24 protein-coding genes and 1 tRNA gene are annotated in these 25,768 nt (G+C 72.0%); 12 read left to right on the top strand and 13 right to left on the bottom strand.

All coding sequences use genetic code 11. The features are described 5' to 3' along the window. Positions 1–43: 43 nt before the first annotated feature. On the bottom strand, positions 44–763 hold the full coding sequence (locus tag GPA04_RS17150; protein ID WP_156225422.1) for an NUDIX hydrolase: 720 nt from the start codon (positions 761–763) through the stop codon (positions 44–46). Positions 764–914: 151 nt separating this feature from the next. Here GPA04_RS17150 and GPA04_RS17145 point away from each other — a divergent pair, with 151 nt between their 5' ends. The 4 genes from GPA04_RS17145 (at position 915) to eno (ending at position 3,856) form a co-directional block, all read left to right on the top strand. After that, the gene (locus GPA04_RS17145; RefSeq protein WP_156225421.1) at positions 915–1,460 is read left to right on the top strand and encodes a hypothetical protein; all 546 of its coding nucleotides are present in this window, start codon (positions 915–917) and stop codon (positions 1,458–1,460) included. Continuing rightward, entirely contained in the window at positions 1,457–2,131 is a 675-nt protein-coding gene (locus GPA04_RS17140) for a nucleoside triphosphate pyrophosphohydrolase (RefSeq protein ID WP_241680875.1), read from the top strand. Before GPA04_RS17145 ends, GPA04_RS17140 begins: the two co-directional genes overlap by 4 nt. Positions 2,132–2,153: 22 nt before the next feature. Continuing rightward, the gene (locus GPA04_RS17135) at positions 2,154–2,441 is read left to right on the top strand and encodes a YciI family protein (protein WP_156225420.1); all 288 of its coding nucleotides are present in this window, start codon (positions 2,154–2,156) and stop codon (positions 2,439–2,441) included. A 128-nt stretch (positions 2,442–2,569) separates the two neighbouring features. Then, the gene (eno, locus tag GPA04_RS17130) at positions 2,570–3,856 is read left to right on the top strand and encodes a phosphopyruvate hydratase (RefSeq protein ID WP_156225419.1); all 1,287 of its coding nucleotides are present in this window, start codon (positions 2,570–2,572) and stop codon (positions 3,854–3,856) included. Between the two features lie 180 nt (positions 3,857–4,036). On the opposite strand, the gene GPA04_RS17125 is transcribed toward eno, so the two are convergent. Next, on the bottom strand, positions 4,037–4,645 hold the full coding sequence (locus tag GPA04_RS17125) for a CueP family metal-binding protein (protein ID WP_156225418.1): 609 nt from the start codon (positions 4,643–4,645) through the stop codon (positions 4,037–4,039). A gap of 177 nt (positions 4,646–4,822) precedes the next feature. Between GPA04_RS17125 and GPA04_RS17120 the strand changes: the two genes are divergently transcribed. The 3 genes from GPA04_RS17120 (at position 4,823) to GPA04_RS17110 (ending at position 6,957) form a co-directional block, all read left to right on the top strand. Next, positions 4,823–5,425 carry an FtsB family cell division protein gene (locus GPA04_RS17120; protein ID WP_156225417.1) on the top strand — a complete coding sequence of 201 codons (603 nt, stop codon included), beginning with the start codon at positions 4,823–4,825 and terminating at the stop codon, positions 5,423–5,425. Beyond that, positions 5,425–5,925, top strand: a complete 501-nt coding sequence (locus GPA04_RS17115) for a DUF501 domain-containing protein (protein ID WP_156225416.1) — start codon at positions 5,425–5,427, stop codon at positions 5,923–5,925. Before GPA04_RS17120 ends, GPA04_RS17115 begins: the two co-directional genes overlap by 1 nt. A gap of 63 nt (positions 5,926–5,988) precedes the next feature. Beyond that, positions 5,989–6,957: a Ppx/GppA phosphatase family protein gene (locus tag GPA04_RS17110; protein ID WP_156225415.1), complete on the top strand. Its 969-nt coding sequence runs from the start codon at positions 5,989–5,991 to the stop codon at positions 6,955–6,957. A gap of 34 nt (positions 6,958–6,991) precedes the next feature. Here the strand turns inward: GPA04_RS17110 and GPA04_RS17105 are convergent, their stop codons facing one another. From GPA04_RS17105 to GPA04_RS17085, 5 genes are all read right to left on the bottom strand, one after another. Further along, positions 6,992–8,443 (bottom strand): NCS2 family permease, encoded by a 1,452-nt coding sequence (locus GPA04_RS17105; protein WP_156225414.1) that lies wholly within the window; start codon positions 8,441–8,443, stop codon positions 6,992–6,994. Between the two features lie 33 nt (positions 8,444–8,476). Further along, positions 8,477–9,820, bottom strand: a complete 1,344-nt coding sequence (guaD, locus tag GPA04_RS17100) for a guanine deaminase (protein ID WP_156225413.1) — start codon at positions 9,818–9,820, stop codon at positions 8,477–8,479. Positions 9,821–9,977: 157 nt separating this feature from the next. Further along, the gene (gene xdhC, locus GPA04_RS17095; RefSeq protein ID WP_156225412.1) at positions 9,978–10,799 is read right to left on the bottom strand and encodes a xanthine dehydrogenase accessory protein XdhC; all 822 of its coding nucleotides are present in this window, start codon (positions 10,797–10,799) and stop codon (positions 9,978–9,980) included. A 3-nt stretch (positions 10,800–10,802) separates the two neighbouring features. Next, positions 10,803–13,247 (bottom strand): xanthine dehydrogenase molybdopterin binding subunit, encoded by a 2,445-nt coding sequence (gene xdhB / locus GPA04_RS17090; RefSeq protein ID WP_156225411.1) that lies wholly within the window; start codon positions 13,245–13,247, stop codon positions 10,803–10,805. Continuing rightward, the gene (locus GPA04_RS17085; RefSeq protein WP_156225410.1) at positions 13,244–14,686 is read right to left on the bottom strand and encodes a xanthine dehydrogenase small subunit; all 1,443 of its coding nucleotides are present in this window, start codon (positions 14,684–14,686) and stop codon (positions 13,244–13,246) included. The genes xdhB and GPA04_RS17085 overlap by 4 nt, the downstream gene beginning before the upstream one ends. Positions 14,687–14,824: 138 nt before the next feature. On the opposite strand from GPA04_RS17085, the gene GPA04_RS17080 reads away from it, so the two are divergent. The 3 genes from GPA04_RS17080 to GPA04_RS17070 all read left to right on the top strand — a co-directional run bounded on the left by GPA04_RS17080 (position 14,825) and on the right by GPA04_RS17070 (position 17,974). Continuing rightward, complete coding sequence (locus GPA04_RS17080; RefSeq protein WP_206674266.1) at positions 14,825–15,643, top strand: nucleotidyltransferase domain-containing protein; 819 nt, start codon at positions 14,825–14,827, stop codon at positions 15,641–15,643. A 73-nt stretch (positions 15,644–15,716) separates the two neighbouring features. Beyond that, positions 15,717–16,565, top strand: a complete 849-nt coding sequence (locus GPA04_RS17075; RefSeq protein ID WP_156225409.1) for a uracil-DNA glycosylase — start codon at positions 15,717–15,719, stop codon at positions 16,563–16,565. A 53-nt stretch (positions 16,566–16,618) separates the two neighbouring features. Beyond that, positions 16,619–17,974, top strand: coding sequence for an NAD(P)/FAD-dependent oxidoreductase (locus GPA04_RS17070; protein WP_241680874.1), 1,356 nt, complete (start codon positions 16,619–16,621; stop codon positions 17,972–17,974). Between the two features lie 2 nt (positions 17,975–17,976). Here the strand turns inward: GPA04_RS17070 and GPA04_RS17065 are convergent, their stop codons facing one another. The 4 genes from GPA04_RS17065 to GPA04_RS17050 form a co-directional block, all read right to left on the bottom strand. Further along, positions 17,977–19,740 (bottom strand): dipeptide ABC transporter ATP-binding protein, encoded by a 1,764-nt coding sequence (locus tag GPA04_RS17065; protein WP_156225408.1) that lies wholly within the window; start codon positions 19,738–19,740, stop codon positions 17,977–17,979. Beyond that, positions 19,737–20,708, bottom strand: a complete 972-nt coding sequence (locus GPA04_RS17060) for an ABC transporter permease (RefSeq protein ID WP_156225407.1) — start codon at positions 20,706–20,708, stop codon at positions 19,737–19,739. The genes GPA04_RS17065 and GPA04_RS17060 overlap by 4 nt, the downstream gene beginning before the upstream one ends. Beyond that, positions 20,705–21,709 carry an ABC transporter permease gene (locus GPA04_RS17055; RefSeq protein ID WP_156225481.1) on the bottom strand — a complete coding sequence of 335 codons (1,005 nt, stop codon included), beginning with the start codon at positions 21,707–21,709 and terminating at the stop codon, positions 20,705–20,707. Before GPA04_RS17055 ends, GPA04_RS17060 begins: the two co-directional genes overlap by 4 nt. 95 nt (positions 21,710–21,804) lie before the next feature. Beyond that, complete coding sequence (locus GPA04_RS17050) at positions 21,805–23,484, bottom strand: ABC transporter substrate-binding protein (RefSeq protein ID WP_156225406.1); 1,680 nt, start codon at positions 23,482–23,484, stop codon at positions 21,805–21,807. Between the two features lie 191 nt (positions 23,485–23,675). Between GPA04_RS17050 and GPA04_RS17045 the strand changes: the two genes are divergently transcribed. Beyond that, positions 23,676–23,749: transfer RNA gene (locus tag GPA04_RS17045), tRNA-Leu, on the top strand. A gap of 44 nt (positions 23,750–23,793) precedes the next feature. Here the strand turns inward: GPA04_RS17045 and GPA04_RS17040 are convergent. Beyond that, positions 23,794–24,618 (bottom strand): SDR family NAD(P)-dependent oxidoreductase, encoded by an 825-nt coding sequence (locus tag GPA04_RS17040; RefSeq protein WP_156225405.1) that lies wholly within the window; start codon positions 24,616–24,618, stop codon positions 23,794–23,796. An 85-nt stretch (positions 24,619–24,703) separates the two neighbouring features. Here GPA04_RS17040 and GPA04_RS17035 point away from each other — a divergent pair, with 85 nt between their 5' ends. Further along, positions 24,704–25,300, top strand: a complete 597-nt coding sequence (locus GPA04_RS17035; protein ID WP_206674265.1) for a TetR/AcrR family transcriptional regulator — start codon at positions 24,704–24,706, stop codon at positions 25,298–25,300. 19 nt (positions 25,301–25,319) lie between these two features. On the opposite strand, the gene GPA04_RS17030 is transcribed toward GPA04_RS17035, so the two are convergent. Beyond that, positions 25,320–25,757 carry a methyltransferase family protein gene (locus tag GPA04_RS17030; protein ID WP_156225404.1) on the bottom strand — a complete coding sequence of 146 codons (438 nt, stop codon included), beginning with the start codon at positions 25,755–25,757 and terminating at the stop codon, positions 25,320–25,322. Positions 25,758–25,768: the final 11 nt, after the last annotated feature.

The following is a 25,768-nucleotide window of genomic DNA, read 5'->3' as shown; positions in this document are numbered from 1 at the left end:
TGTTCGGGGGAGCGGAGGCGAAGGAGACGAGCTCTGTGGGTGCTCAGGGTGTGCTCCTCGTGGGCGCGGTGGTGGCGCCCGAGCGGGCGATGGGACCGAGGTCGACCGGTTCCATCTCGGTGTTGTAGCGGTACAGCCGCGCGGGCCTGTGGGCGCCGCCGGTGCGCATCTGGTCCGTGGGGACGACGGCGCCGTCGGACTCGACCTGGCGGCGGAAGTTGGCGGGGTCGAGCCGCTTCTGCCCGACGATCTCGTGGACCTCCCGCAGCTCGCGCAGCGTGAAGGTCTCGCCGAGGAGGGCGTGCGCGATCCGGCCGTAGGAGACCTTGTTGCGCAGCCGCCAGAGCGCGTACTCGACGACCAGGTTGTGGTCGAACGCGAGGTTCGGCAGGTCGTCGGCGGGAAGCCAGCGCACGTTCTGCTGCGGTCGTGCGTGCGCGACCTCGTCGGCGCGCACCAGCGCCCAGTAGACGATCGAGACCACGCGCCGGTCGTCGGGCGAGCGGTCGGGGTTGCCGAACGTGTACATCTGCTCGAGGTAGGCGGGTGCCAGACCGGTCGTCGCCGCGAGGGTGCGTCGCGCCGCGTCCTCGAGGGTCTCGTCGCCGAGCGGCCCGCCCGGCAGCGCCCAGAGCCCGTCGTAGGGCTCGCGGGTACGGAACACGAGGGGGAGCGACAGCGTGGGCGCCCCGGCGGCGTGCGGCTCGTCGTGGCGCAGCGCGAAGATCACGGTCGAGACCGCGATCTCCGGCGATGCCCGCATCATCGGTCCTTAAGGTTGATTCGACCTGAACTATCACCAGACCTTAGTGTCATCGGCACCCGAACCGCAAGCCTGGCTCGAGAAAGGTCGAGCGGCCGGGGTCAGCCTCGGGGTGAGAGCGGGTGGTGGGGGTGGGCCCTACGATGGGCGGGTGGCTCGATCAGTTCGCTCTCTCGCGCGTCGTCTCCTCGCACCGTTCGCCGGGCTCGCCCTCGCCGGTGCCCTGATCGCGGGCTGCGCGCCCGCCCCCGGCACCGCCGCGACGGTCGATGGTCATGTGATCGGTGAGGACGAGGTGGCGACGGTCGTCGAGGAGCTCTCCCTCCACGTCGGACCGGTGACACCCGCGCAGGCGATCGCCGAGCTGGTCAGGGCCGAGGAGATCCTCGACGTCGCGAGCGGCGCCGGCTTCGGCGTCTCCGCCACGGACGCTGCCGGCGTGCTCGACCGGATCGCCGGCGAGCAGGGTTTCGACCCCATCGAGCCCAGCGCCGCCACCCTGCTCGTCGTCCGCAGCCTGGTCGCGAGCTCGGGCATGCAGACCGCCCCCGACGCCGCCGACCTGTTCGCCGAGCTCGACGAGCGCATCGCGGGCCTCGACATCGAGGTGAGCCCGCGCTACGGGAGCTGGGACGGCCAAGCGATCACGCCGCAGGCCTTCGAGTGGATCGAGCAGCCGGCGCCCGACGCCGCGTGAGCGCCCAGCCCGAGCAGCCGCAGCCCGTCGGGGCGGCGCTGCTCGACGCCGTGGCGGTCATGGACCGGCTGCGGTCTCCCGGCGGCTGCCCCTGGGACGCCGAGCAGACGCACGCCTCGCTCGCGCCCTACGCGATCGAGGAGGCGCACGAGGTCGCCGAGGCGGCCGAGTCCGGTGATCTCGACGCGCTCGCCGAGGAGCTGGGTGACCTGCTGCTTCAGGTCTTGTTCCACGCCCGCGTGGCCAGCGAGCGTTCGGACGGAGATGCCTCCTGTGCCTCCCATGGCTTCGACATCGACGACGTCGCCCGCGGGCTCGTCGCGAAGCTCACCCGCCGCCACCCGCACGTGTTCGCCGATGGTGCGGCCACGACCCCGGACGAGGTCAACGCCCAGTGGGAGACGATCAAGGCCGACGAGAAGCGTCGCGCGCACCCGCTCGACGACCTCCCTGCCTCGCTCCCCGCGCTGGCCCGCGCCCAGAAGGTCGTGAGCCGACTTCGCAAGGCGGGAACGCCGTCGAGGCCACCCTCCCAGGACAGCGCCGACGGCGGCGCTCGCCTCGGGGCGGCGCTGCTCGCCCTGGTCATCGAGGCCGACGCCCAGGGCGTCGACGCCGAGGCGGCGTTGCGCGCCGCCACCCGCGATCTGGAACGGTCCAGCCGCGCATGAGGTGCCTGGATAAGGTCGAGGCATGATCCTCATCCAGACCGTGTTCCACGGCGACGACGTTCGGCTGCCGCTGCGCCCCCGGCACCGCGAGCTCCTGCAGGGCCTCGTCGACGAGGGCATCCTGCTGCTCGGCGGCCCGTTCGAGGACGCCTCCGGAGGCGCGCTGCTCTTCGACGCCACCATCGAGCGTGTGCAGCAGTACCTCGACTCCGACCCCTACATGACCTGCGCCGACGTCGAGATCATCGCGGTCAAGGAGTGGCAGCCGATGCTCGGGACCAAGCGCGAGGAGCTCGGCGTCGGCGCCTGAGGCGACGCCTGCGCACGTCACCTCACCGGGTGACGAACACCACCGCGGACCCACCCAGGCGGCGGGTCTAGGGTGGCTTGCGGACCCAGATCTTTCATCCCTGACACCCATCTGAGAAGGAGTCGCACATGGCCACGATCGAGGCCGTCGGCGCCCGGGAGATTCTTGACTCCCGAGGCAACCCCACCGTGGAGGTCGAGCTCGCGCTGGAGGACGGGTCGTTCGCCCGCGCCGCCGTGCCGTCGGGCGCGTCCACCGGTGCTTTCGAGGCCGTCGAGCGCCGTGACGGCGACAAGGCCCGCTACCTCGGCAAGGGCGTGAGCGAGGCCGTCGCCGCCGTCACCGAGGTGATCGCCCCGGCGATCCTCGGGCTCGACGCCGCCGACCAGCGTCACCTCGACGCCACGCTCATCGAGCTCGACGGCACGCCGAACAAGGCCAAGCTCGGCGCCAACGCGATCCTCGGGGTCTCGCTGGCCGCCGCCCGCGCCAGCGCCGAGAGCGCCGACCTGTCGCTGTTCCGCTACGTCGGCGGCCCGAACGCGCACATGCTCCCGGTGCCGATGATGAACATCCTCAACGGCGGCAGCCACGCCGACTCCAACGTCGACGTCCAGGAGTTCATGGTCGCGCCGATCGGTGCGGGCACGTTCAAGGAGGCGCTCCGCTGGGGCGCCGAGGTCTACCACAACCTCAAGTCGGTGCTCAAGGAGCGCGGGCTCGCCACCGGTCTGGGCGACGAGGGTGGCTTCGCGCCCAACCTCGACAGCAACCGCGCCGCGCTCGACCTCATCCTCGAGGCGATCGAGCGGGCCGGCTTCGCCGCCGGCACCGACATCGCGCTCGCGCTCGACGTCGCCGCCACCGAGTTCTTCGCCGACGGCGCGTACGCGTTCGAGGGGGGCTCCAAGACCCCGACCGAGATGATCGCCTACTACTCCCAGCTGGTGGCGGACTACCCGCTGGTCTCGATCGAGGACCCGCTGTCGGAGGACGAGTGGGACAGCTGGAGCGAGCTGGTCGGCCAGGTCGGCGACAAGGTGCAGATCGTGGGCGACGACCTGTTCGTCACCAACCCGGAGCGTCTCGCCAAGGGCATCGAGCTCAAGGCCGCGAACTCGCTGCTGGTCAAGGTCAACCAGATCGGGTCGCTGACCGAGACCCTCGACGCCGTCTCGCTCGCCCAGCGCAACGGCTTCACCGCGATGGTCTCGCACCGCTCGGGGGAGACCGAGGACACCACGATCGCCGACCTGTCGGTCGCGGTCAACGCCGGCCAGATCAAGACCGGTGCCCCGGCCCGCGGCGAGCGGATCAACAAGTACAACCAGCTGCTGCGGATCGAGGACGAGCTCGACAGCTCGGGCGTGTACGCCGGTTCGACGGCGTTCCCGCGCTGGAGCCCCTCCGTCTGATCGAGGGGGTCGCCGCCGCACGCCGGTGAGGTGACCCCGACCCGGCACAGCAGAGCCCGCGAGGTGACCACCTCGCGGGCTCTGCTTCGTTCGTCCTGGTGCTGCGACCGGTGAGCACCACCATGGCCGGTCGCAGCCCAGGACGGGTCGTGGTGCCGCGGGCCTCGGTGGCGGCGGCTCTCAGATCAGCTGCAGGCTCGTCAGGCAGGTCAGGTCGTCCGGTCCGGTGCGGATCCGGGCGGTGCCGGTGCGGCCGTCGGAGACGATCGTGACGTCCGCGGTGATGTCGGTGGGCAGCCAGACGTCGACGTAGCCGTTGGCATAGGTGGTCCGGGTCTCGTCGACCAGCACCTGCCCGGTGGTCGTGTCGACGATCCTGATCTGCACCGGTGTCTCGCCCAGCTCCCCGGTGCAGGTGGTCAGGCTGTGGAAGTAGCACTCGTGGGTGTGCTCGCGGTAGGGGGCGATCGAGAGGTAGAACTCTCCCGCGGGTACAGGCACCGACACCTGCCGAGCGCCGTCGATGTCAGCGAGCAGCACCTCGCGCGGTCGCACGGACGCCATGACCTCGGGCCGTGCATCCAGCGGCGCGGACTCCAGCAGGTGCACCAGCTCGTGCACCGGCAGCGCCGCCAGCTCGGGCACGCCCATGTCCGCGGTCGCGCTCGCGGCCGCGACCTCGTCCGGGGCAGGAGCCGGGGTCGCGGGTCCGAGCGGGGCGACGCAGCCGCTCAGCAGGGCGAGCGCGGCGATCGAGGAGAGCAGCAGGTGGACGGGTCGAGGGGTCACGTCCGCGAGCGTAGGTCGACGAGGGGCCCGGTTCCTGGGGCGAAGGTCCCGGGCTGCGCGCTCGACGTCACCGCGACGTGATCCGGGGGCGGTGGGTGCCGGCGTGGGCAGGTGTGCCCGCGACGCGCGACGCCCTGCCTGCCCGGGTTCGGCGCCGGCGTGAGAGAAACTGGAGCGGTGAGCTCCCGTCGTCCTGTCGCGCCGCGCGCGAGCGCCGCCCGCACGGCGGCGTCGACGGCTACCGCACGCAAGCCCGCCAGGACGGTCCGCGCGACCTCCCGCCCCGCGCGTGGATCGGCGGCCCCGAGCAAGCCGGTACGCAAGCCGAGCACCACCCCACGCAGGGTCACCACGCCGGCGCGTGCCGTCGTCGAGCGCGCCGACGAGCCGAGGCAGGTGACGGTCCGGGCGGTGATGCTGTTCGTGGTCATCCTGGTGGCGTTCGTGCTGCTGGCGCCGACGCTGCGCGCGTACGTGGCGCAGCAGGAGCAGCTGCGCGAGCTCAACGACGCGATCGCTGCCACCGAGGAGCGCACGGCTGGGCTGCAGGCCGCGATCGATCGCTGGGACGACGAGGCCTACGTGCAGGCCCAGGCGCGCGACCGGCTCGGTTTCGTGATGCCGGGGGAGACGCCCTACGTCGTCGTCGACCCCGAGACGATCACGGGTGAGGAGCCCGTCGACACCGAGGATCCCGGGCCGGTGACGATGCCACGTACCGGGCCCTGGTACCTGACGGTGTGGGACTCGGTGCAGGTCGCCGGCGAGGTCGACGACTGATGGCGACGCCTGCCGAGGAGGTCACCGAGCGTGATCTCGCGGTCGTCGCCGAGCAGCTGGGACGGGAGCCGCGCGGCGTCGTCTCGGTCGCGGCGCGCTGCGTGTGCGGCCGCCCGACCGTGGTCCGCACCGCGCCGCGGCTGCCCGACGGCACCCCGTTCCCCACGACGTTCTACCTCACGTGCCCGCCCGCCGTCGCGGCCGTGAGCACGCTCGAGGCCGGCGGCGCGATGCGGGAGATGACGGCGCGGCTCGCCGAGGACCCCGAGCTCGCCGCAGCGCACCGGGCCGCCCACGAGGACTACCTGCGCCGCCGGGCGGAACTGGGCGAGGTGGCCGAGATCGAGGGCATCAGCGCGGGGGGCATGCCCGACCGGGTGAAGTGCCTGCACGTGCTGGTCGGTCACGCCCTCGCGGTGGGACCGGGCATCAACCCGATCGGCGACGAGGCGCTCGAGCGCATCCGCGAGACCTGGCGCCCCGACCGCTGCACCTGCTGACCGTCTCGGCACGGATCCGCGCACGCGTGCGGTGCGCATCTCGAGTCATGGCAGGGTGTGACGGTGACTCGAGTGGCAGGGATCGACTGCGGTACCAACTCCATCCGGCTCCTGATCGCGGACGTCGAGAGGCGTCCCGACGGCGGAGCGGACCTCACCGACGTGACGCGCCTCATGGAGGTGGTCCGGCTGGGCCAGGGCGTCGACCGGACGGGTGAGCTCGCGCCCGAGGCGCTGCTGCGCACCCTCGACGCGACCGAGCGGTATGCGGCGCTGTGCCGCGAGCACGGCGTCGAGGCGGTGCGGTTCGTCGCGACCTCGGCCACCCGCGACGCCCGGAACCGGGACGTGTTCATCGACGGAGTCACCGAGCGGCTCGGGGTGCCGCCCGAGGTGATCTCCGGGACCGAGGAGGCGGCGCTGAGCTTCGCGGGCGCCGTCCGCGTGCTCGCCGCGGACGATCCGGGCCCCGCCCTGGTGGTCGACATCGGCGGTGGCTCCACCGAGCTCGTGCTGGGGGAGCCGGGCGGGCCGGCACCGACCCCGGAGGCCTCGATCTCGCTCGACGTCGGCTGCGTGCGCATGACCGAGCGTCACCTGGCCTCGGACCCGCCCACCGCCGCGGAGGTCGAGGCCGCCCGTGCCGACATCCGGGAGGCGCTCGAGCGCGCCGCGGCGATCGTGCCGCTCGACCGGGTGGGCACCCTCGTCGGGGTGGCGGGCTCGGTCACGACCGTGACGGCGCACGCCCTCGAGCTCGACCGCTACCGACCCGAGCGGATCGACGGCGCCCGGCTCGCCGTCGACGACGTGCTCGCCGCCTGCGACGACCTGCTCGGCAGGGAGCGCAGCGAACGCGCCGCGCTGCCGTACATGCACCCGGGGCGCGTGGACGTCATCGGCGCCGGCGCGCTCGTCTGGGCGGAGGTGATCCGCCGCGTCGTCGCCTCCTCGGGCGTCACCACCGTGACCACGAGCGAGCACGACATCCTCGACGGCATCGCGCTCTCCGTGGCACGGCGGGACGGCTGACTGCCCGGCGCGAACGGAATCGTGGTGAAGCGGGTTACTCGAGCCAGATGTAGCGCGCGATCAGGAGCGCCGCGACCACGTAGAGCAGCCAGCTGCTCTCCTTGAACCGGCCGGTGAACACCTTGATCAGGGCGTAGGCGATGATGCCGAACGAGACGCCGTTCGCGATCGAGTAGGTGAACGGCATCGCGACGATCGTGAGGAAGGCGGGCACGCTGTCGCCCACGTCCTTCCAGTCGATGCCCTTGACGCCCTCCATCATCAGCGCGCCCACGAGGATCAGCGCCGGTGACGTCGCGGCGCTGGGGACCGCGCCGACCAGCGGCCAGAAGAACATCGCGAGCACGAACAGACCACCGGTGGTGACCGCCGTCAGGCCGCTGCGACCGCCCTCCTCGACACCGGCGGCCGACTCGACGTACGCCGTCGTGGTCGAGGTGCCCATCGTGGCGCCGAAGATCGCCGCGAGACCGTCCATCGAGAACAGCGTCTTGGCGCGGGGCATCTCGCCCTTGTCGTCGACGAAGCCGGCGCGGTGCGCGAGCCCGGTCAGGGTGCCGGTGGCGTCGAAGAAGTCGACCACGAAGAAGGTGAGGATGACCGTGATCGCCGACGTCACCAGGAACCCGGCACTGACGTCGAGGTGCGCCGGGTTGAACAGGCCGGCGAAGTCCATCTGGAAGGCGAGGTCACCCGGCCAGAACGGGAGTGCGAGGATGCCGTCGCTGAACCCGCCGAACGGGGCCGGCGAGCCATCGGCACCGACGTAGACGGCCAGTCGGAAGATGATCGCGACCGCCGTGGTGGCGAGGATGCCCCACAGGATGGCGCCGGTGACCTTGAGCTTCATGAGGATGGCGGTGAGCACGAGACCGATCAGCGCGAGCCACACGGTGGGGTTGCCGAAGTCGCCGATCCTGACCAGCGTGGCGTCGTCGTTGACGACGATGCCGGCGTTCTGCATGCCGATCAGCGCCAGGAAGGCGCCGATGCCGGCCGTGATCGCAAGCTTGAGGGACATCGGCAGCGCCTGCACGATGGCCTTGCGGGCGCCGATGACGCTCAGCACCACGAACAGCACACCGGAGATGAACACGGCGGCGAGCGCCTGCTGCCAGGTGTAGCCCATGCCGATGACGACCGTGAACGCGAAGAACGCGTTCAGGCCCATGCCGGGGGCCTGGGCGAACGGGTAGCGGGCGATCAGACCCATCACGAGCGAGCCGAAGGCGGCGGCGATGCAGGTGACGATGACCAGCTGGGTGAAGACGTTGTCCACGCCGTCGATGACGATGGCGTTCCCGAGCACGCTCGGGTTGACGAAGATGATGTAGCTCATCGCCAGGAACGTGGTCAGACCCGCGCGGAGCTCTCGGGGCACGGTCGAACCGTGCCGCGTGATCTCGAAGAACCTGTCGACGGCGGAGCTGGGCCGGGCTGGTTCGGCTCGCTCGTCGGTCGGCTCGGTGGTCTCGCTGCTGGCCATGGTGCTCCTGGTCGATGGGTGCGGGGGGTCGCCTCAGGGCGAGGTCGTCAGCGGCACCTTAGGGGTGAACGGGGTCGGCGTGCAGCCGTTGACCACCTGACCGCCCACCCAGACCGACGCGATGTCCGCCGGGGTGCCGAGGACGATGATCTTCGCGAGCGCGTCGAGGGCGTCCTCGGCGTGCCGCAGCACGGTGTCCAGGGTCGATCCGACGGGTGGCCTGATCAGCACGGCGTCGAACGCCATGCCCTCGCCGAGGTGGCCCACCTGATCGAGCCCGAGCGCCTGCGCGCCGGCCGTGGTGGCCAGGTGCAGCAGGTCGGCCGGGCTCAGCGGCAGGCCGGCAGGGCCGAGCAGCTGCTGCGCGAAGTACGCCTGCAGCATCTCCTTGAGCAGGCAGAACCCGCTCCCGCCACCCACGTCCGACCCCAGCGCCACCCGCACGCCCGCCTCGACGTGCTCGCGCATCGGGAACAGCCCCGACCCGAGCGAGGCGTTCGACGTGGGGCAGTGCGCCACGCTCGCGCCGGTGGCAGCCAGCCGGGCGAGCTCGGCGGTCGTGGGGTGCACGTTGTGGGCGAGCACCGAGCGAGGCGTCACGAGCCCGTGGCGCTCGTAGGTGTCGAGATAGTCCCGGGAGCCGGGGAACAGCTCGGCGACCGCGGCGATCTCGTGCCCGTTCTCGTTGATGTGGGTCGTGAAGAGGCTGCCCTCGACGGCGTCGAGCAGCGCCCGGCTGCTCGCCAGCATCGCATCGCTCGCGGCGAGGCTGAAGCGCGGCGTCACCGCGTACCGCAGGCGGCCCCGCCCGTGCCAGCGCGAGGCCAGGTCCAGACCCTGGCGGAACGCGGTCTCGGGGTCGGTGTGCAGCTCCTCGCGCAGCAGCCGGTCACCGGTCACCAGACCGGCGGTGATCCGCAGCCCGCTGGCCTCCGCTGCGGTGAACAGGACGTCGACGGCGTCCGCGTCGTGGGCGCCGAACACCAGCGCCGAGGTGGTGCCCGAGGAGGCGAGACCCGACAGCAGGTCGGCGGCGACCTCGTGCGCGTACCCGCGGTCGATCATGCGGGCCTCCTCGGGGAGCGCGCAGGTCTGCAGCCAGTCGAGCAGCGGCTTGCCGAGCCCTCCGATGACCCGGACCTGGGGGAAGTGCACGTGGGTGTCGACGAACCCGGGCAGCAGCACGCCGTCACGCAGGTCCACCGTGGCGGCCTCGCGCGACGCGGGCAGCCGGCTCACCTCGGCCCACCCGCCGCGGGCCTCGATGACGCCGTCGCGCACGAGCAGCGCGAGGTCCTCGTCCGAGCGCAGAACCGCGCCGCCGAGCGGGCCGTCGGGCACGTCGAGCGCGCGCGCCCGGTACAGCGTCGCGCTCACGCGGCCGCTCCCGCCGGCCGGCGGCCACGAGATCGGACCTGCGGCGCGAGATCGCACCCCCGGGCGTGCGATCTCGCGCCGCAGGTGCGATCTCGTCGTGGGGGTGCGGCCGGAGCCGGGTACGGGAGGTGGGTCGGGGGCGCCGGGGCCGGGTGGATCACGCGGGCCACCCCGGTTCGTTCTTCTGCAGCACGCGCAGCAGGTCGGCGGCCGCGCTGACGGCGATGACGGCGGGGTGCTTGCCCGCGATGTCGGGGACCCCGATCGGGCAGGTGATCCGCTCCAGCGCGGCGTCGTCGTGGCCGACCTCGTGCAGCCGCACGCGGAACCGTGCCCACTTGGCACGGGAGCCGATGAGCCCGATCGAGCCCAGCGGTCGGCGCAGCGCGGCGTCGCAGATGGCGACGTCCTCGGCGTGGTCGTGGGTGAGCACGAGCACGTGGGCCGAGCTGGGCACGAGGCCTGGCGCGGTCAGCACGGTCTCGGGGGCCGGCGGGTGGTGGATGTGCACGGTCGCCGCGCCGGCACGGAGATCGGCGCGCTGGGCGTCGGTGAGGATGTCGGGGCGCGAGTCGACCAGGTGGAGCGAGACGTCGAGACGCGACACGATGCGGGCGAGCTCGGTGCCCACGTGACCGAGCCCGAACAGCACCACCGACGGCCGCGACCCGATCGGCTCCACGAGCACCCGCACCTGACCGCCGCAGCACTGCCGGCCGTGCTCGGAGGGCGCGTGCTCGGTGAGCCCGAGCTCGATGAGCTCCGGTGCGCGCTCGCCCGCGGCCAGCATCGCTCGCGCTCGCCGCACCGCCGTGATCTCCATGTTGCCGCCGCCGATGCTGCCCCAGGCACCCGCGGCCGAGACGACCATCTTGGCGCCGGCCTCGCGCGGTGCGTGCCCGCGCACCTCGACCAGCGTGACGAGTGCGTAGGGCTCGAGCTCGGCGTGCAGCCGTGCTGCCGCGGCCACCCAGTGCATCGCTCAGCCCTCCGCGGGCACGGGGGTCGCGGGGACACCGTCGAGCAGGCCGTTGCTGCCGGCGGCGTGTGCTTCTGGCTCGGCGCGGGGCGCCGGTCGCCCGGCCGCCTGAGCCTGCCGCGCCGCGGTGAGCGCCCAGAACACCGCCTCCGGCGTGGAGGGCAGCGCCAGCTCGACGCTGTGGCCGACCGGGCCGAAGGCTGCGCACGCCTGCCGGATCGCCTCACGGACGCTGAAGGCCAGCATCAGCGGCGGCTCACCCACGGCCTTGCTGCCGTAGATCACGCCGCTCTCGCGAGCCCGCTCGAGGAACTCGACGCGGAAGGTCTCGGGCATCTCGCCGAACGAGGGCAGCTTGTAGGTGCTGGCCGCCTGGGTGGCGAGCCTGCCGCGTGCCGGTCCGTCGGAGGCGTCCCAGCGCAGGTCCTCCAGGGTCAGCCAGCCGGCACCCTGCACGAAGCCGCCCTCGACCTGGCCACGGTCGATCAACGGGGACAACGAGTCGCCGACGTCGTGGACGATGTCGGTCCGCAGCGTGCGGTACGCCCCGGTGAACCCGTCGACGTCGACCTCGGTGACCGCCACCCCGTAGGCGAAGTACTTGAAGGGGGACCCCTGCATCCGCACGGCATCCCAGTGCAGACCCTCGGTGCGGTAGTAGCCCGCGGCGGAGAGCGACACACGCTCCATGTACGCCTCGGCGACCACCTCGTACCAGGACAGCTCCGCACCGCCCCCGGCAGCGCTGACACGACCGTCGGCGAGCACCACGTCGTGCGGTGCGACCCCGAGCAGAGGCGCCGCGACCTCACGCAGCCGGTCCACGATCTGGCGACACGCATCCTGCACGGCGCCGCCGTTCAGGTCCGTGCCCGAGCTGGCCGCGGTGGCGGACGTGTTCGGCACCTTGTCGGTGCGGGTCGGTGCCAGCCGCACCAGATCGAGCGGCACCCCGAGCGCGGTCGCCGCCACCTGCAGCATCTTGGTGTGCAGGCCCTGCCCCATCTCGGTGCCGCCGTGGTTGATCAGCACCGAGCCGTCCTTGTAGACCAGCACGAGCGCGCCGGCCTGGTTGAAGGCCGTCAGGTTGAAGGAGATCCCGAACTTGACGGGCGTGATCGCGATGCCACGCTTGCGGTGCGGATGCGCCGAGTTGAAGGCCTCGATGCCGGCGGCTCGCTGCTCGAAGGTGCTGGTCTCGCGGGCACGGTCCCAGATCTGGGTGATGCGCTCCGCGTGGCGTACCGGTTGCCCGTACGGGGTGCTCTGGCCGTCGCGGTAGAAGTTGCGGCGGCGGAGCTCGTCGGCCGGCACGCCCAGCGCCGGCGCCACGCGTCCGAGGATGTCCTCGAGGACCGCCATGCCCTGCGGGCCACCGAAGCCGCGGAACGCCGTCTGCGAGGTCTTGTTGGTCTTGACGATGCGGCCGTGCAGCTCGATGTTCGGGATCCAGTAGGCGTTGTCGACATGGCACAGGGCGCGCGCGAGAACGGGCTCGGACAGGTCGAGGCTCCAGCCGCCGTCGGCCGTGAGCGTGGTGCGCAGGGCGACGATCCTCGCGTCGTCGTCGAACCCGACCTCCCACGAGGCGTGGAAGGGGTGGCGCTTGCCCGTCATGGTCATGTCCTGGGACCGGGTCAGGCGCAACCGCACCGGCCGCCCGGTCAGCACCGCCCCCAGAGCCGCGACGGCGGCCAGACCGTGCGGCTGCGCCTCCTTGCCGCCGAACCCGCCCCCCATGCGCAGGCACTGCACCGTGACCTCGTGGCTGCGCAGACCCAGCACGTGCGCGACGATCTCCTGGGTCTCGCTGGGGTGCTGGGTGCTCGACTGCACGAACACCTGACCGGCTTCGTCCACCTCCGCCAGCGCTGCCTGGGTCTCCAGGTAGAAGTGCTCCTGCCCACCGATCTGGAGCTCACCGCCGAACCGATGGCGTGCCGTGCTCAGACCCGTCTCGACGTCGCCCCGGGAGATCGTGCGTGGTGTGCCCTGGAACGAGGCCGCCTCGACCGCCTCCTCGATCGTGACGATCGCCGGCAACGGCTCGATCGCGACCTCCACGGCCTCAGCACCCAGCCGCGCGGCCTCGAGGCTCTCGCCGAGCACCCACGCGACCGCGTGGCCGACGTAGCAGACCTCGTCCGGGAAGAGCGGCTCGTCCTCCTTCACGCCCGCGTCGTTGATGCCGGGCACGTCGGCGCGGGTCAGCACCCGGACCACACCCGGGACCGCCAGCGCAGCATCCACGCTGATCGACGTGATCCTCGCGTGTGCGTGGTTCACCTGGACCGGCCAGGCGTGCAGCACCCCCGGGGTGCGGCCCACCAGATCGTCGGTGTAGAGCGCCGCTCCCGTGACGTGCAGCGCGGCCGACTCGTGCGGGACCTCGATGCCGACCACCGATGAGCGCGGCCGGTCGGCCAGCGCGTTGCCCTCAGTGCTCATGAGGCCACCCCCTCGGTCGTGCTCGCGTGGAACCGCAGCAGGCTCTGCTCGAGCATCGCGGCGCGGTAGCGGGCGCTCGCGCGGTGGTCGTCGATCGGGGTGCCCTCGGACGCCAGCACCGTGGCCGCGGCGGCGACGGTGCCCAGGTCCCAGGGCCTCCCACGCAGCGCGTCCTCCGCTGCGACCGCCCGCAGCGGGGTCGCAGCGACGCCGCCCAGCCCGATCCTGACCTCGCGCACCACGCCGTCGTCGAGGTCCGCAGCGATCGCCACCGCGACCGAGGAGATGTCGTCGAAGCGCCGCTTGGCGATCTTGAGGAAGCTGGAGCGCGGCAGCAGCGGCAGCGGGATCCGCACGGACCGGATCAGCTCGTCGGGCTCCCGCACGCTCTGCCGATAGCCGGTGAAGTAGTCCGCGATCGGGATCTCCCGGTCGCCGCGCACCGAGGTGAGCACGAGGCTCGCGCCGAGGGCCAGGAGGGCCGGCGCGGCGTCGCCGATGGGGGAGCCGGTGCCGAGGTTGCCGCCGAGCGTGGCGCTGTTGCGGATCAGCCGTGAGGCGAACTGGCCGAGCATCTCCTCGAGCAACGGGACCGAGCCGGCGAGCGCGCGCTCGATCTCCGAGAGGGTCAGCGCGGCGCCGATCTCGATCCGTTCGGGGGTGACCTCGAACGTCCGCAGCTCGGGGAGATGGTCGAGCGCGACCAGCAGCGGCACCCGGCGGTGGCGCAGGTTGGCCTCGACGCCCCAGTCGGTCGAGCCTGCGAGGGCGACGGCGCCCTCGGTCTCGGCCAGCGCTGCCAGCGCGTCGCTCAGGTGAGCCGGCCTCACGAAGGCGGTCTCGCCGTCGAGCACTGTGGCGCGGGGGGCAGGGGCGGGCCGGGACAGCCGAGCAGCGAGCGGGTCGTCGTCCGGCACCTCGCCGAGCGCGAACGCCGCGTCCTGGATCGGCCGGTAGCCCGTGCACCGGCACAGGTTCCCCGCCATCGCGTGCACGTCGAAGCCGTTCGGGCCGCGCTCGGGGCCGGGGTCGCACGCGCGCCGGTCCGGTCGGTAGTACTCGGCCGCCATCGAGCACACGAACCCCGGTGTGCAGTAGCCGCACTGGGAGCCCCCGCGCACCGCCATCTCGCGCTGCGCCGGGTGCAGCTCGCCCGGGGTTCCCAGCCCCTCGGAGGTGACGACCTCGGCGCCGTCGAGCGAGGCCGCCGGGATCAGGCAGGCGTTGATCGCGGTCCACCGGGTCCCGCCCTGCTCGTCGGGGCGGGCCACCAGCACGGCGCAGGCGCCGCACTCGCCCTCGGCGCAGCCCTCCTTGGCTCCGGTGAGACCCTGGGCGCGCAGCCAGTCCAGGGCGTTCGTCGCGCCGGTCACGGCGTCCATGGCCCGTACCTGACCGTTGACCGTGGCGGCGAGCTCGACCTCGGTGCGAGCGCTCATGACCGCCTCCCTCCACCCGTGCGTCGTTGCCGGTGCATGGTTGAAGCTGGTCGACTCCCACGTCCGGTTGGCCATGCGAACGGCTCGTGGTGAACATTCAGGTTACACACTCCGATCCCGCCTCGATAGCCTCCCGAGGTGCACCTCGGCGACGACGCCCTCCACTCCCTGGCTGCCCGGCTCACCGAGGTGCCGGGGATCGTGGGCGTCATGCTGGGCGGCAGCCGGGGCCGGGGCGAGGGAACCGCCGAGTCCGACACCGATCTCGGGCTCTACTACCGCCACGCGATCGACGTCGACGCGCTCGGTGCCCTCGCTCGCGAGATCGCCGGGCCGGACGCGGAGGTCACCGCGCACGGCGGCTGGGGTCCGTGGGTCGACGGCGGAGCCTGGCTCCGCATCGACGGCGCCCCTGTGGATCTCCTCTATCGCGATCTCGACCGCGTCGAGGAGTGCTGGCGGCGGGTCAGCGCGGGCGAGAACGCCTTCCACATGCAGACCGGGCACCCGCTCGGCGTCCCCGACCTCGCCTACCCGGGTGAGGTCGCGCTCAGCCGGGTGCTCGCCGACCCCACCGGGGAGCTGACCGCACGCCACGACACGTACCAGATCTACCCGCCGGCCCTGGCAGCCACGCTCCTGGAGGGGCTGGCGGAGGCACAGTTCCTGGTCGGCGGCGCCGCCAAGGTCGCGCGCCGGGGCGACATCGCCTACCTGGCGCTGCTGCTCTCGCGGGCGGTGCTGCTGGTGGCCCACGCGATCTGCGCCCGTGCGGGTCGCTGGGTCACCAACGAGAAGGGTCTGATCGCCGTTGCGGCGAGGCAGCCCGGCGCCCCGGCCGGTTTCGCCGAGGCGGTCGGCTCGGCGATAGCCGCGGTCGCCGGCGCCCCGGACGAGGCCATCACGAGGATCCGTCACGTCATCGAGCAGGTGCGGGTGGGCACGAGTGGTCGCTGATCGGCACGGCAACCGGTTGCTCGGGCAGCTTCGTGCCACGTGCGACGAGTTCTGCCCGGGGTAGCGTGGCCAGATGACAGTGCGATCCGTGCCGTCGACGTTGCGGCACCCGATCACGGGTGTGCCGTTCGCGTCACCGGTGCCGCCGGGGAGCGGGTGGCCGGGTGACCCTGCCGACGCGAGCACGCCCGTCGCGCGGAGCGAGCGGCAGGTCGCGACGCTCGCAGCGTCCGCCACCGACCTGCACCAGATCGACGCCCGCAGCAGCGTGTGCGAGGCGTGCCCGCGGCTGGTCTCCTGGCGCGAGGAGGTCGCCACGACCAAGCGGCGTGCGTTCGCCGACCAGCCCTACTGGGGCCGACCCGCGCCAGGTTTCGGCGAGGAGCAGCCGCGGCTGCTGATCGTGGGCCTGGCGCCGGCAGCGCACGGCGCCAACCGCACCGGCCGCATCTTCACCGGCGACCGCTCCGGGGACTGGCTGTTCGCCGCGCTGCACCGCACCGGGTACGCCAACCAGCCGACCTCGGTGCACGCGGGCGACGGGCTGCAGCTGTCCGGCGTGCGGATCGTCGCCGCCGTCCGGTGCGCACCCCCGGACAACAAGCCGCTCCCGACCGAGCGGAGCACCTGCGCACACTGGCTGCGCCGCGAGATCACGCTCGCGACGCCGTCGGTCACGGCGGTTCTCGCACTGGGCGGCATCGCCTGGCAGGCGACCTTCGCGGCTCTCGCCGCGCTCGGCTGGGCGGTGCCGCGCCCGCGCCCGGCCTTCGGTCACGGTGTGCAGGTCCCGGTGGTGACGCCGGACCAGCGCCGCGTCGCGGTCATCGGCAGCTATCACGTCTCGCAGCAGAACACCTTCACGGGCCGGTTGACCGAGGCGATGCTCGACGACGTCCTGATCACGGCGCGCAGCACCTGATCGGGTGTCCAAAGACACATTACGCAAGCGCGGAATCCCACTAAAATTGAGGCGTGAACAAGGCCCGGAAGGTTCCCCGCATCCTGGTGCTCGGCGGCGGTTACGTCGGCCTGTACGCCGCCCTGTCGCTCCGTAAGCGCCTCGGGCGCCGCGAGGCCGCGATCGTCGTCGTCGACCCGCGCTCCTACATGACCTACCAGCCGTTCCTGCCCGAGGCGGCCGCGGGCAACCTCGAGCCGCGACACGTGGTGGTGCCGCTGCGGCGCACCCTGCGCGGCTGCACGATCCTGTCCGGTCGCGTCACCCGGCTCGACCACGCCAACCGGGTCGCCGAGGTGGCGCCGCTGGAGGGGGACTCCTACTCGGTCTCCTACGACCACGTCATCACCTCCCTCGGCTCGGTCGCCCGCACCCTCCCGATCCCCGGGCTCGCTGAGCAGGGCATGGGCTTCAAGCAGATCGAGGAAGCGATCGCGCTGCGCAACACTGTGCTCGGCAAGATGGAGGCCGCCAGCTCCACGTGGGACCCGGCCCTGCGCCGGCGCCTGCTCACCTTCACCTTCGTCGGTGGCGGGTTCGCCGGCATCGAGGCGCTCGGTGAGGTCGAGGACATGGCCCGCACCGCGTGCCGAGACTTCGACTCGATCCGCCCCGAAGACATGCGCTTCGTGCTCGTCGAGGCGATGGGGCGCATCCTGCCGGAGGTCGGCGAGGAGCTCGGCGGCTACGCGATCGAGCAGCTCCGCAGCCGCGGCATCGAGCTCAAGCTCAACACGCTGCTGGAGTCGTGCGTGGACGGTCACATCGAGACCTCCGACGGCGACCGGTTCGAGAGCGACACCCTGGTGTGGACCGCCGGTGTCAAGGCCAGCCCCGCGCTCGGCAGCACCGACCTCCCGCTCGACGAGCGCGGCCGCGTGCGCACGAACGCGGCGCTGCAGGTCGTCGACGCCGAGGGCAACGTCGTCGAGGGCGCCTGGGCTGCCGGGGACTGCGCGGCGGTGCCGGACCTCACCGGCGAGCCGGGAGCCACGTGCGCCCCGACCGCGCAGCACGCCGTGCGCCAGGGCCGACACCTCGGGCAGAACCTCGCGCGGCTCATCACCCACCAGCCGCTGACCGACTACAAGCACGCGAACCTGGGCACCGTGGCCTCGCTCGGCCTCTACAAGGGTGTCGCGCAGACCTTCGGGATCAAGCTCCGCGGCCCGCTCGCCTGGTTCATGCACCGGACGTACCACATGTGGGCCATGCCGACCCTGAACCGCAAGGTCCGGATCGTCCTCGACTGGACGACGGCGCTGCTGTTCCGCCGCGAGATGGTCGCCCTGGGGGCGTTCTCCTCGCCGCGCGCCGAGTTCACGGCAGCCGCAGGCGGCGGCCCGCCGCTCCCGACCGTCAGGCGCTGACCTCAGCTCCCGGGGACCGCGAGCTCCAGGTCGCGGCCCGGGATCGCCGCGAGCAGTCGCTGCGTGTAGGCCTCGGCAGGGGAGTCGAACACGACGTCGGTGGGGCCCTGCTCCACGATCCGTCCCTGCTCCATCACGCACGTGTGGTCGGCGATCTGCCGCACCACGGCGAGATCGTGCGAGATGAACAGGTAGGTGAGCCCGAGGCGCTCCTGCAGATCGGCGAGCAGGTGCAGGATCTGGGACTGCACGATGACGTCGAGAGCCGAGACCGCCTCGTCGCACACCACGATCTCGGGCTGCAGCGCCAGCGCCCGCGCGATCGCGACCCGTTGCCGCTGCCCGCCCGAGAGCTCGGCCGGGTAGCGCCGCGCCATCGACTGCGGCAGCGCCACCTGGTCCAGCAGCTCGTACACCCGCGCGGCGCGCTCCTTGGGAGAGCCGAAGGGGTGCGCCCGCAGCGGCTCCTCGATGGTGCGGAACACCGTGAACAGCGGGTCGAGCGAGGAGTAGGGGTCCTGGAACACCGGTTGCACGCGGCGCCGGAACGCGATCTCCTCGCGCTGGCTGCGCGCCTGCACCGGCTCGCCCTCCAGCAGCACCTGACCGGACGTCGGCTCCAGCAGCTGCAGCAGCATCCGAGCGACGGTCGATTTGCCGGACCCCGACTCCCCGACGATGGCGACCGTGCTGCCGCGGTGCATGTCGAAGCTGACGTCGTCGACCGCGACGACATCGGGCTCGCGGCCGAACAGCCCGCGTTGCGCGCCCGGGAACACCTTGCGCAGGTTCTGGACCCGGATCAGCGGGGCCGCCCCGGCGTCGGTGACGTGCTGGTCGCGCCCGTCGGTGGCCGAGAGCAGGTCAGCGCCCTCGACAGCACCCTCGGCTCCGGCCTGCTTGGCGATCTGGATCCGGCGGGAGGCCAACGAGGGTGCGGCGGCGAGCAGCCGCTTCGTGTACTCGTGACGGGGGTGGGTGAGCAGCTCCAGCGCGGGCCCGGACTCCACGAGCCTGCCTCGATACATCACGAGGACGTGGGAGGCCCGCTCGGCGGCCAGCCCCAGGTCGTGCGTGATGAGCATGACGGCGGTGCCGCGCGCCGCCGTCAGCGCCTCCATCCTGTCGAGCACGACCTTCTGGACCGTGACGTCGAGAGCCGAGGTCGGTTCGTCGGCGACCAGCAGCTCGGGTGAGGCCGAGAGCCCGATCGCGATCAGCGTGCGCTGACGCATGCCGCCGGAGAACTGGTGCGGGTAGGCGCGCAGCCGCTCCTGCGCCTGCCCGATCCCTGCCTCGGTGAGCAGCTCCGTCGCGGCCTCGCGGGCCTGCGCGCCGGAGGCGGTCCCGGTGTCCTCGAGCGTCTCGATCAGCTGCCGGCCGATCGTGGCCGTCGGGTTGAGGTTGGTCATGGGGTCCTGCGGCACGAGGCCGAGCACCGTCCCGCGCAGCGGCTGCAGCCGCCGCGCGGACATGGTGTCCAGCCGCTGCTCGCGCAGCGTCACCGTGCCCGCCGTCACCCGGCCGTTGCCGGGCAGCAGCCCCAGCACGGCGGCGGCGATGGTGGACTTGCCGGAGCCGGACTCGCCCACCACGGCGACCGTCTGCCCGCGGTGGATGTCGAAGCTGACGCCGCTGACCGCGACCGTCGGCCCGGCGTCGGTCGTGAACGTGACCTCGAGGTCGCGGACCTGGAGCAGCGCGGCAGTGCCCGGTGTGCTCTCGGTGCCGCCACCGATGGGTGCCTCCGGGACGTCCGCGTTCATCGCCGTCTCCTCATCCGGGGGTCGAGCGCTTCTCGGAGCGACTCGCCCAGCAACGTGAAGCCCAGCGCGGTGATCGAGATGCACAGACCCGGGAGGATCGCCAGCTGCGGTGCGAGCGCGAGCTCGGCCTGCGCACCGGTGAGCATCCGCCCCCACTCGGCCTCGGTGGGGCGGCCACCGCCCAGCCCGAGGAAGGACAGCGCTGCCGCCTCGATGACCGCGGTCGCGAGCACCAGGGTGGCCTGCACGATCACCGGACCCAGCGAGTTGGGGAGCACGTGCGACATCGTCACGGTGCCGCGGGTCAGTCCCAGCGATCGCGCGGCCAGCACGTAGTCCTGGTTCCGCTGCTGCAGCATCGAGCCGCGCAGCAGCCGCGCGAAGATCGGGATCTGCACCACGCCGATCGCGATGATGATCGAGGAGTTGTTCTGGCCGGCGATCGCGGCGATCGAGACCGCCAGCAGCAGCGACGGGATCGCCAGCATCAGGTCGACGAGCCGCATGGCGAGGGTGTCGACCCACCCGCTGAAGGCGCCCGCGAGCAAGCCGAGCGCGACGCCGCCGAACAGCCCGAGCAGGGTCGAGACCACGCCGATGATCAGAGAGGCGCGGGCGCCCCAGATCAGCTGGCTCAGCACGTCGCTGCCGAACCGGTCGAGGCCCAGCGGGAACTCCGCCGACGGTCCGGGGATCAGCGTGGGCCGGATGAGGTCGCGCCCCGGCGTGGCCTGCGCCGGGTACGGCGCGATCCACGGCGCCAGCACGGCAACGAGGACGAAGGCGGCCACGATCACCGCGCCGACGATCGCGATCGGGTTGCGTCGCATCCGGCGCAGCGCCTGCTGCCAGAGGCTGGCGCCGTCGTGCTGGGAGTCCTTCGCCGAGCGCGCGCCGTCGGCGCCGCCGGGCTCGGGGGGAGCGCCGGGCTCGCTGGGCGGCTCCGCCGCCGGCAGGGTGGAGGTCATCGTGTCCTCAGCCGCGGGTCGATGAGGCCGTACGAGATGTCGACGGCGAGGTTCACCAGCGCGTACACGACCGCGATGATGATGATGAAGCCCTGCAGCACGGGGTAGTCGGCGCTGTAGATCGCACTCGCCAGGAAGCCGCCGATGCCGGGGAAGGAGAACACGGTCTCGGTGAGCACCGCGCCGGAGAGCAGCAGGCCGACCTGCAGGCCGATCGTCGTCGAGACCGGCAGCAGCGCGTTGCGCAGCAGCACGCGGTTGCGGACCCGGGTCGGGCGCAGGCCCTTCGCGATCGCGGTCCGCACGTAGTCCGAGGTCTGCACCTCGATCACGGACGCGCGTGTCATGCGGGCGATGATCGCCAGGGGGATCGAAGCCAGCGCGATCGCCGGCAGGGCGAGGTGCAGGATCGCGTCCCAGGCGGCGTCGAGCTCGCCGGTGAGGACGCCGTCGAGCACGTAGAGGTTCGTGTAGTGCGTGGCGTCGATGTCGCTCGACTGCCTCCCGGTACTCGCGAACCACCCCAACCTCACGGCGAACACGTACTTGAGGATGAACGCGAGGAAGAACACCGGCACCGTCACGCCGAGCAGCGAGACCACCACGGCCAGGCTGTCGAGGACCGATCCGTGCTTGCGGGCGGCCAGGTATCCCAGCCCGATCCCGAGCACGATGGCGATGAGGATCGCCCAGATCGTCAGCTCGAGCGTGGCCGGGAACCGGTTGCTGAACTCCTCCAGCACCGGTCGGCGGGTGGTGAGCGAGGTCCCGAAGTTGCCCTGCAGCAGCTGCCCCAGGTAGCGGGCGTACTGCTCGTGCAGGGGTCGGTTGAAGCCGTAGAGCTCGTTGATCTCGGCGATGGCGGCGTCGGTCGCACGCTCACCGAGGAGCGCCCGCGCCGGCCCGCCGGGCAGCGCCCGCACCCAGAGGAACAGCAGGATGCTGAGCCCGAACAGAGTCGGGATCAGGAGCGCCAGACGGCGCGCGATGAGTCGGAGCACGGCTACCCCCGGATCGGCCGTCACCGGCCGACGTCACCCGATCGGGGCGACGTCGGCCGAGGACGTGAGTGGACTTCTCAGGACCGACCGTCAGGTCACTCCTCCGGCATCTCCACCATGTTGTAGACCTCGTCCTGCACCGGCGAGGCCGGGTAGACGATGCCCTCGCGGAACGCCAGCGACGGGACCGGGTGCGCGATCGGCAGACCGGGCAGGAACTCCAGCAGCGCCGCGTTGGCCTCCTCGTAGGCCGTGGTCTGCTCCTCGAGGTCCGGCAGCACGCGGGCGTCGTTGATCAGCTGGAAGATCTCGGGGTTGTCGAAACCCCACTCCATGCCCGGCTGTGCGAAGAAGACACCGATGAAGTTGTAGGTGTCGTTGTAGTCGCCGGTCCACCCCAGCAGGTGCAGCCCGTGGTCGGTCGTGCCCTGGATCCGGTCCAGGTAGTCCGGCGACCAGGGGAGCGGGGTGGCCTCGACCATGATCCCGACCTCCTCGAGGTCGGCGGCGACACGCTCGAACACCTGCTCCGGCGTCGGCATGTACGGGCGCGAGACGTTGGTCGGATAGCTGAAGTCCAGCGTGAGCGGGTTGTCCTCGGTGAAGCCCGCCTCCGCCAGCAGCGACTGGGCCTCGGCCGGGTCGTACTCGTAGGTCTGGACGTCCTCGTTGTAGCCCACCACCGAGGACGGCACGAAGTTCGTCGCGACCTCGGTCCCCTCCGGCAGCGTTGCCGCCACCAGCGCCTCGCGGTCCACCGCGTGGGCGATCGCCTGCCGCACCCGGATGTCGGCCAGCTCGGGCACCGCCTGGTTCATGCCCAGGTAGAGGATGTTGAAGGCGTCACGGTTGACGATCTCGTAACCCGCCTCCTCCAGCGCCACCACGTCGGCGGGCCCGACGAGGTCGTAGCCGTCGATGTCGCCGGCCTCGAGCGCCTGGCGCCGGGCCGTGGAGTCGCTGATGATCGGGAACACGACGCGGGTGACCTGACCCTGCTCGCCCCAGTAGTCCGGGTTCGCCGTCAGCACGACCTGCTCACCCGGTGACCAGGAGTCGAACACGAACGGCCCGGTGCCGGTGGGGTGCCCCAAGGCGTACTCGGGTAGCACCGGTGCCTCGGCGTTGCCCTGCACGTTGTCGGCGTCGTACTCCTGCAGCGCCGTGGGGGACTGCATCGAGAACGCCGGCAGCGAGAGCGCGGCGACCAGCTCGGGCAGCGGGGACGCGAGGTGGATCACGGCGGTGGCGGCGTCGGGGGCCTCGCACGACTCGTACTTCCCGTTGCCGTCCTCGGCGTAGCCACCGTTCACCTTGAGCCAGTAGTAGGACAAGCTCTCGGTGGCCGCGAGACCGGTGAAGTTGTTCCAGCGCTCGAAGTTGAAGCACACGGCCTCGGCGTTGAACTCGGTGCCGTCGTGGAAGGTGACGCCCTCGACGAGCTGGAAGGTGTACTCCAGGCCGTCGTCGCTGACCTCCCAGCTCTCGGCGAGCAGCGGCGCCGGGTCGGGGGTGCCCGGGACCGTGCCCACGAGGCCCTCGAACATCTGCCGGGCGACGCGGAAGGTCTCGCCGTCGTTGGCGAGCGCGGGGTCGAGCGCCACCGGGTCCGCGGATGCTGCGAACGTGAAGGTGACCTCCTCACCACCACCGGTCCCGTCGCCTGTGCCCGTGCCGTCTCCGGTCGGGTCGTCGTTCTCGCGTTGCGAGGCGCAGCTGGTCAGGATGAGGGCGCCTGCCGCGGCCAACGCCGCCCATTGTGCGGTTCGTCGCATGATGCTCCTTTGCCTCCGAATGGGTCTCACTCGGCCCCGTCACACTAGACGCGCACCTCGCGACGTTGGGAGCTTTGCGTCGATGTTGACCGAACTGCAACATCGACGACACACCCCGGGGCGCGTCCCGCCGGCAGCCGCGCGAGCCCGGCACCGTGTCGCCCCGCGGGTCGGGGGATACCCTCGCAGGCGCCCCCATAGCCCAATCGGCAGAGGCAGCCGACTTAAAATCGGCACAGTCCGGGTTCGAGCCCCGGTGGGGGCACGCAGGGGTCCGGGCTCCTCAGCCAGACGCCTCCGGACCAGGGGTCACGCGGGTGCCGATGTGGCCGTGCGCCTGCGGGTGGGGCCGGTCAGTCGGTGCATCAGGGTGACGATCGAACGCCGGCTGGCCAGACGTCCCACGAGGGCAGCGACCCGGTTGCTGCGGCCGTCGATGACGCTCGGTCCCGGGCTGCGGCGCTCGAGGTGGGCCAGCGCCGTCGCGACGACCTGCTCCGGTGTGCGCATCCGCGCTCCTGCGGTGGCGTCATCGGTGCCGACGACGGCGTTGAACTCGGTGCTCGTCGCACCGGGCGAGAGCGCGAACGCGGTGACACCGGAGCCGCGGAGCTCGGCCCAGAGCGACTCGGTGAAGCTGAGCACGAACGCCTTCGCCGCACCGTAGACGGCCATCCGTGGGGTCGGCGTGTACGCGGCCATGCTGGCGACGTTGATCAGGAAGCCACCGCCCGCCACGAGGGTGGGCAGAAAGGCCGAGCTGAGCTGGACCAGGGCGGAGACATCGACGGCGATCTCGTCCGCGAGCCGGGCTGGATCCTCGTCCTGGAACTCCCCGAACGTGCCGAAGCCCGCGTTGTTGATCAGGCTCGTCGGGGTGCACCCTGCCGCGAGAACAGCGGCCTTCAGCTCGGCGCCGGCCGTGGGTGAGGTGAGGTCGAGGGCGATCGGTGTCACCGTGACGCCGTGCGCCCGCTCCAGCTCCGAGGCGAGCGCCTCCAGACGGTCGCGGCGGCGCGCGACCAGGATCAGGTTCGCCCCCCGAGCGGCGAGGGCACGCGCGAACGAGGCGCCGATGCCGGAGCTGGCGCCCGTGATGATGACGGTCTGGCTGGGGTAGTCCGGGCGTGGCATGTCGGCTCCTTCGATCGGGTGGTCGCTGCACTGTATGTCAGACTGGCATCGAGTGCCAACGAGGCACGGCGTGTAGCGTTCCCCCGTGAGCACTCCTGACGGCCTCTGGACCCGGTCGCGGCGGGCGGCCTATGCGGAGATCACCGAGGTCGCCATGGCGCTGTTCCTCGAGCAGGGCTTCGAGCAGACCACCATCGACCAGATCGCGGCGGCCGCGGGGATCTCGCGTCGCTCGTTCTTCCGCTACTTCGGGACGAAGGAGGACGTCGTCCTGGGAGACCTCGCCGCGCAGGGCCTCCGTGTGCGCGAACGCCTCGAGACGATCCCGCTGTCCGTCGCTCCGTGGGACGCCCTCCGGACGGTGTTCTGGGAGGCCGACGCGCTCGGGCAACCACCCGAGCTGATGCTCAAGATCGCCAGGATGATGTACGAGACCCCCTCGCTTCGCGCCCGGAGCATCGAGAAGCACCTGCAGTGGCAGGAGATGCTCGTCCCGAACATTCGGCGCCGGCTCGGCATCGACGCGGACGACCAGGAGGACCCGGCGGCCGATGCGATCGTCGCGAGCGCGATCGCATGCCTGGACATCGCCGGGCAGACCTGGACGCGAACCGACGGCGCTGCCGACCTTGCCGACCTCTACGACCGGGCCGTGCGGGCCGTCCGGCTGCGCAGCGGCTGAGCCACCGGCGCCGGCGGCCTCAGAGCCAGCGTCGCACGCGGTGGCGGTAGCGCCGGTACTCCTCCCCGAAGAGACGCTCGAGACTGCGCTCCTCGCCGCGGATCACCCAGGTCATCGCCACCAGCACGAGCGGCAGCGTGATCACCGGCCACCAGCTGGCGGTGCCCAGCGCGACGCCCAGCACGAGCAGCGTGAACGCCAGGTAGATCGGGTTCCGGGTGAGCCGGAACGGGCCGGTGGTGACCAGCGCCGAGGCGTCACGGAAGGGAAGGACCGGGGTCTTCGCCCGGACGAGCTCGCGCTCGGCGGCCACGCCGAGCAGCACCGCGACGGCGACCGGCACCGCACCGAGCACCCGCACCCCGACCGCGTCCGGTAGCGACAGCGGATGGATCAGGTGCCCCACGAGCGCCAGTCCGAGACCGCTCAGGTACAGCACCGGTGGGTACGGGCGCACGGCGTCTCTCC

Source organism: Pseudactinotalea suaedae (assembly GCF_009733815.1).
Classification (GTDB): Bacteria; Actinomycetota; Actinomycetes; order Actinomycetales; family Beutenbergiaceae; genus Pseudactinotalea; species Pseudactinotalea suaedae.
This window is presented reverse-complemented; position numbering and strand designations above follow the sequence as displayed.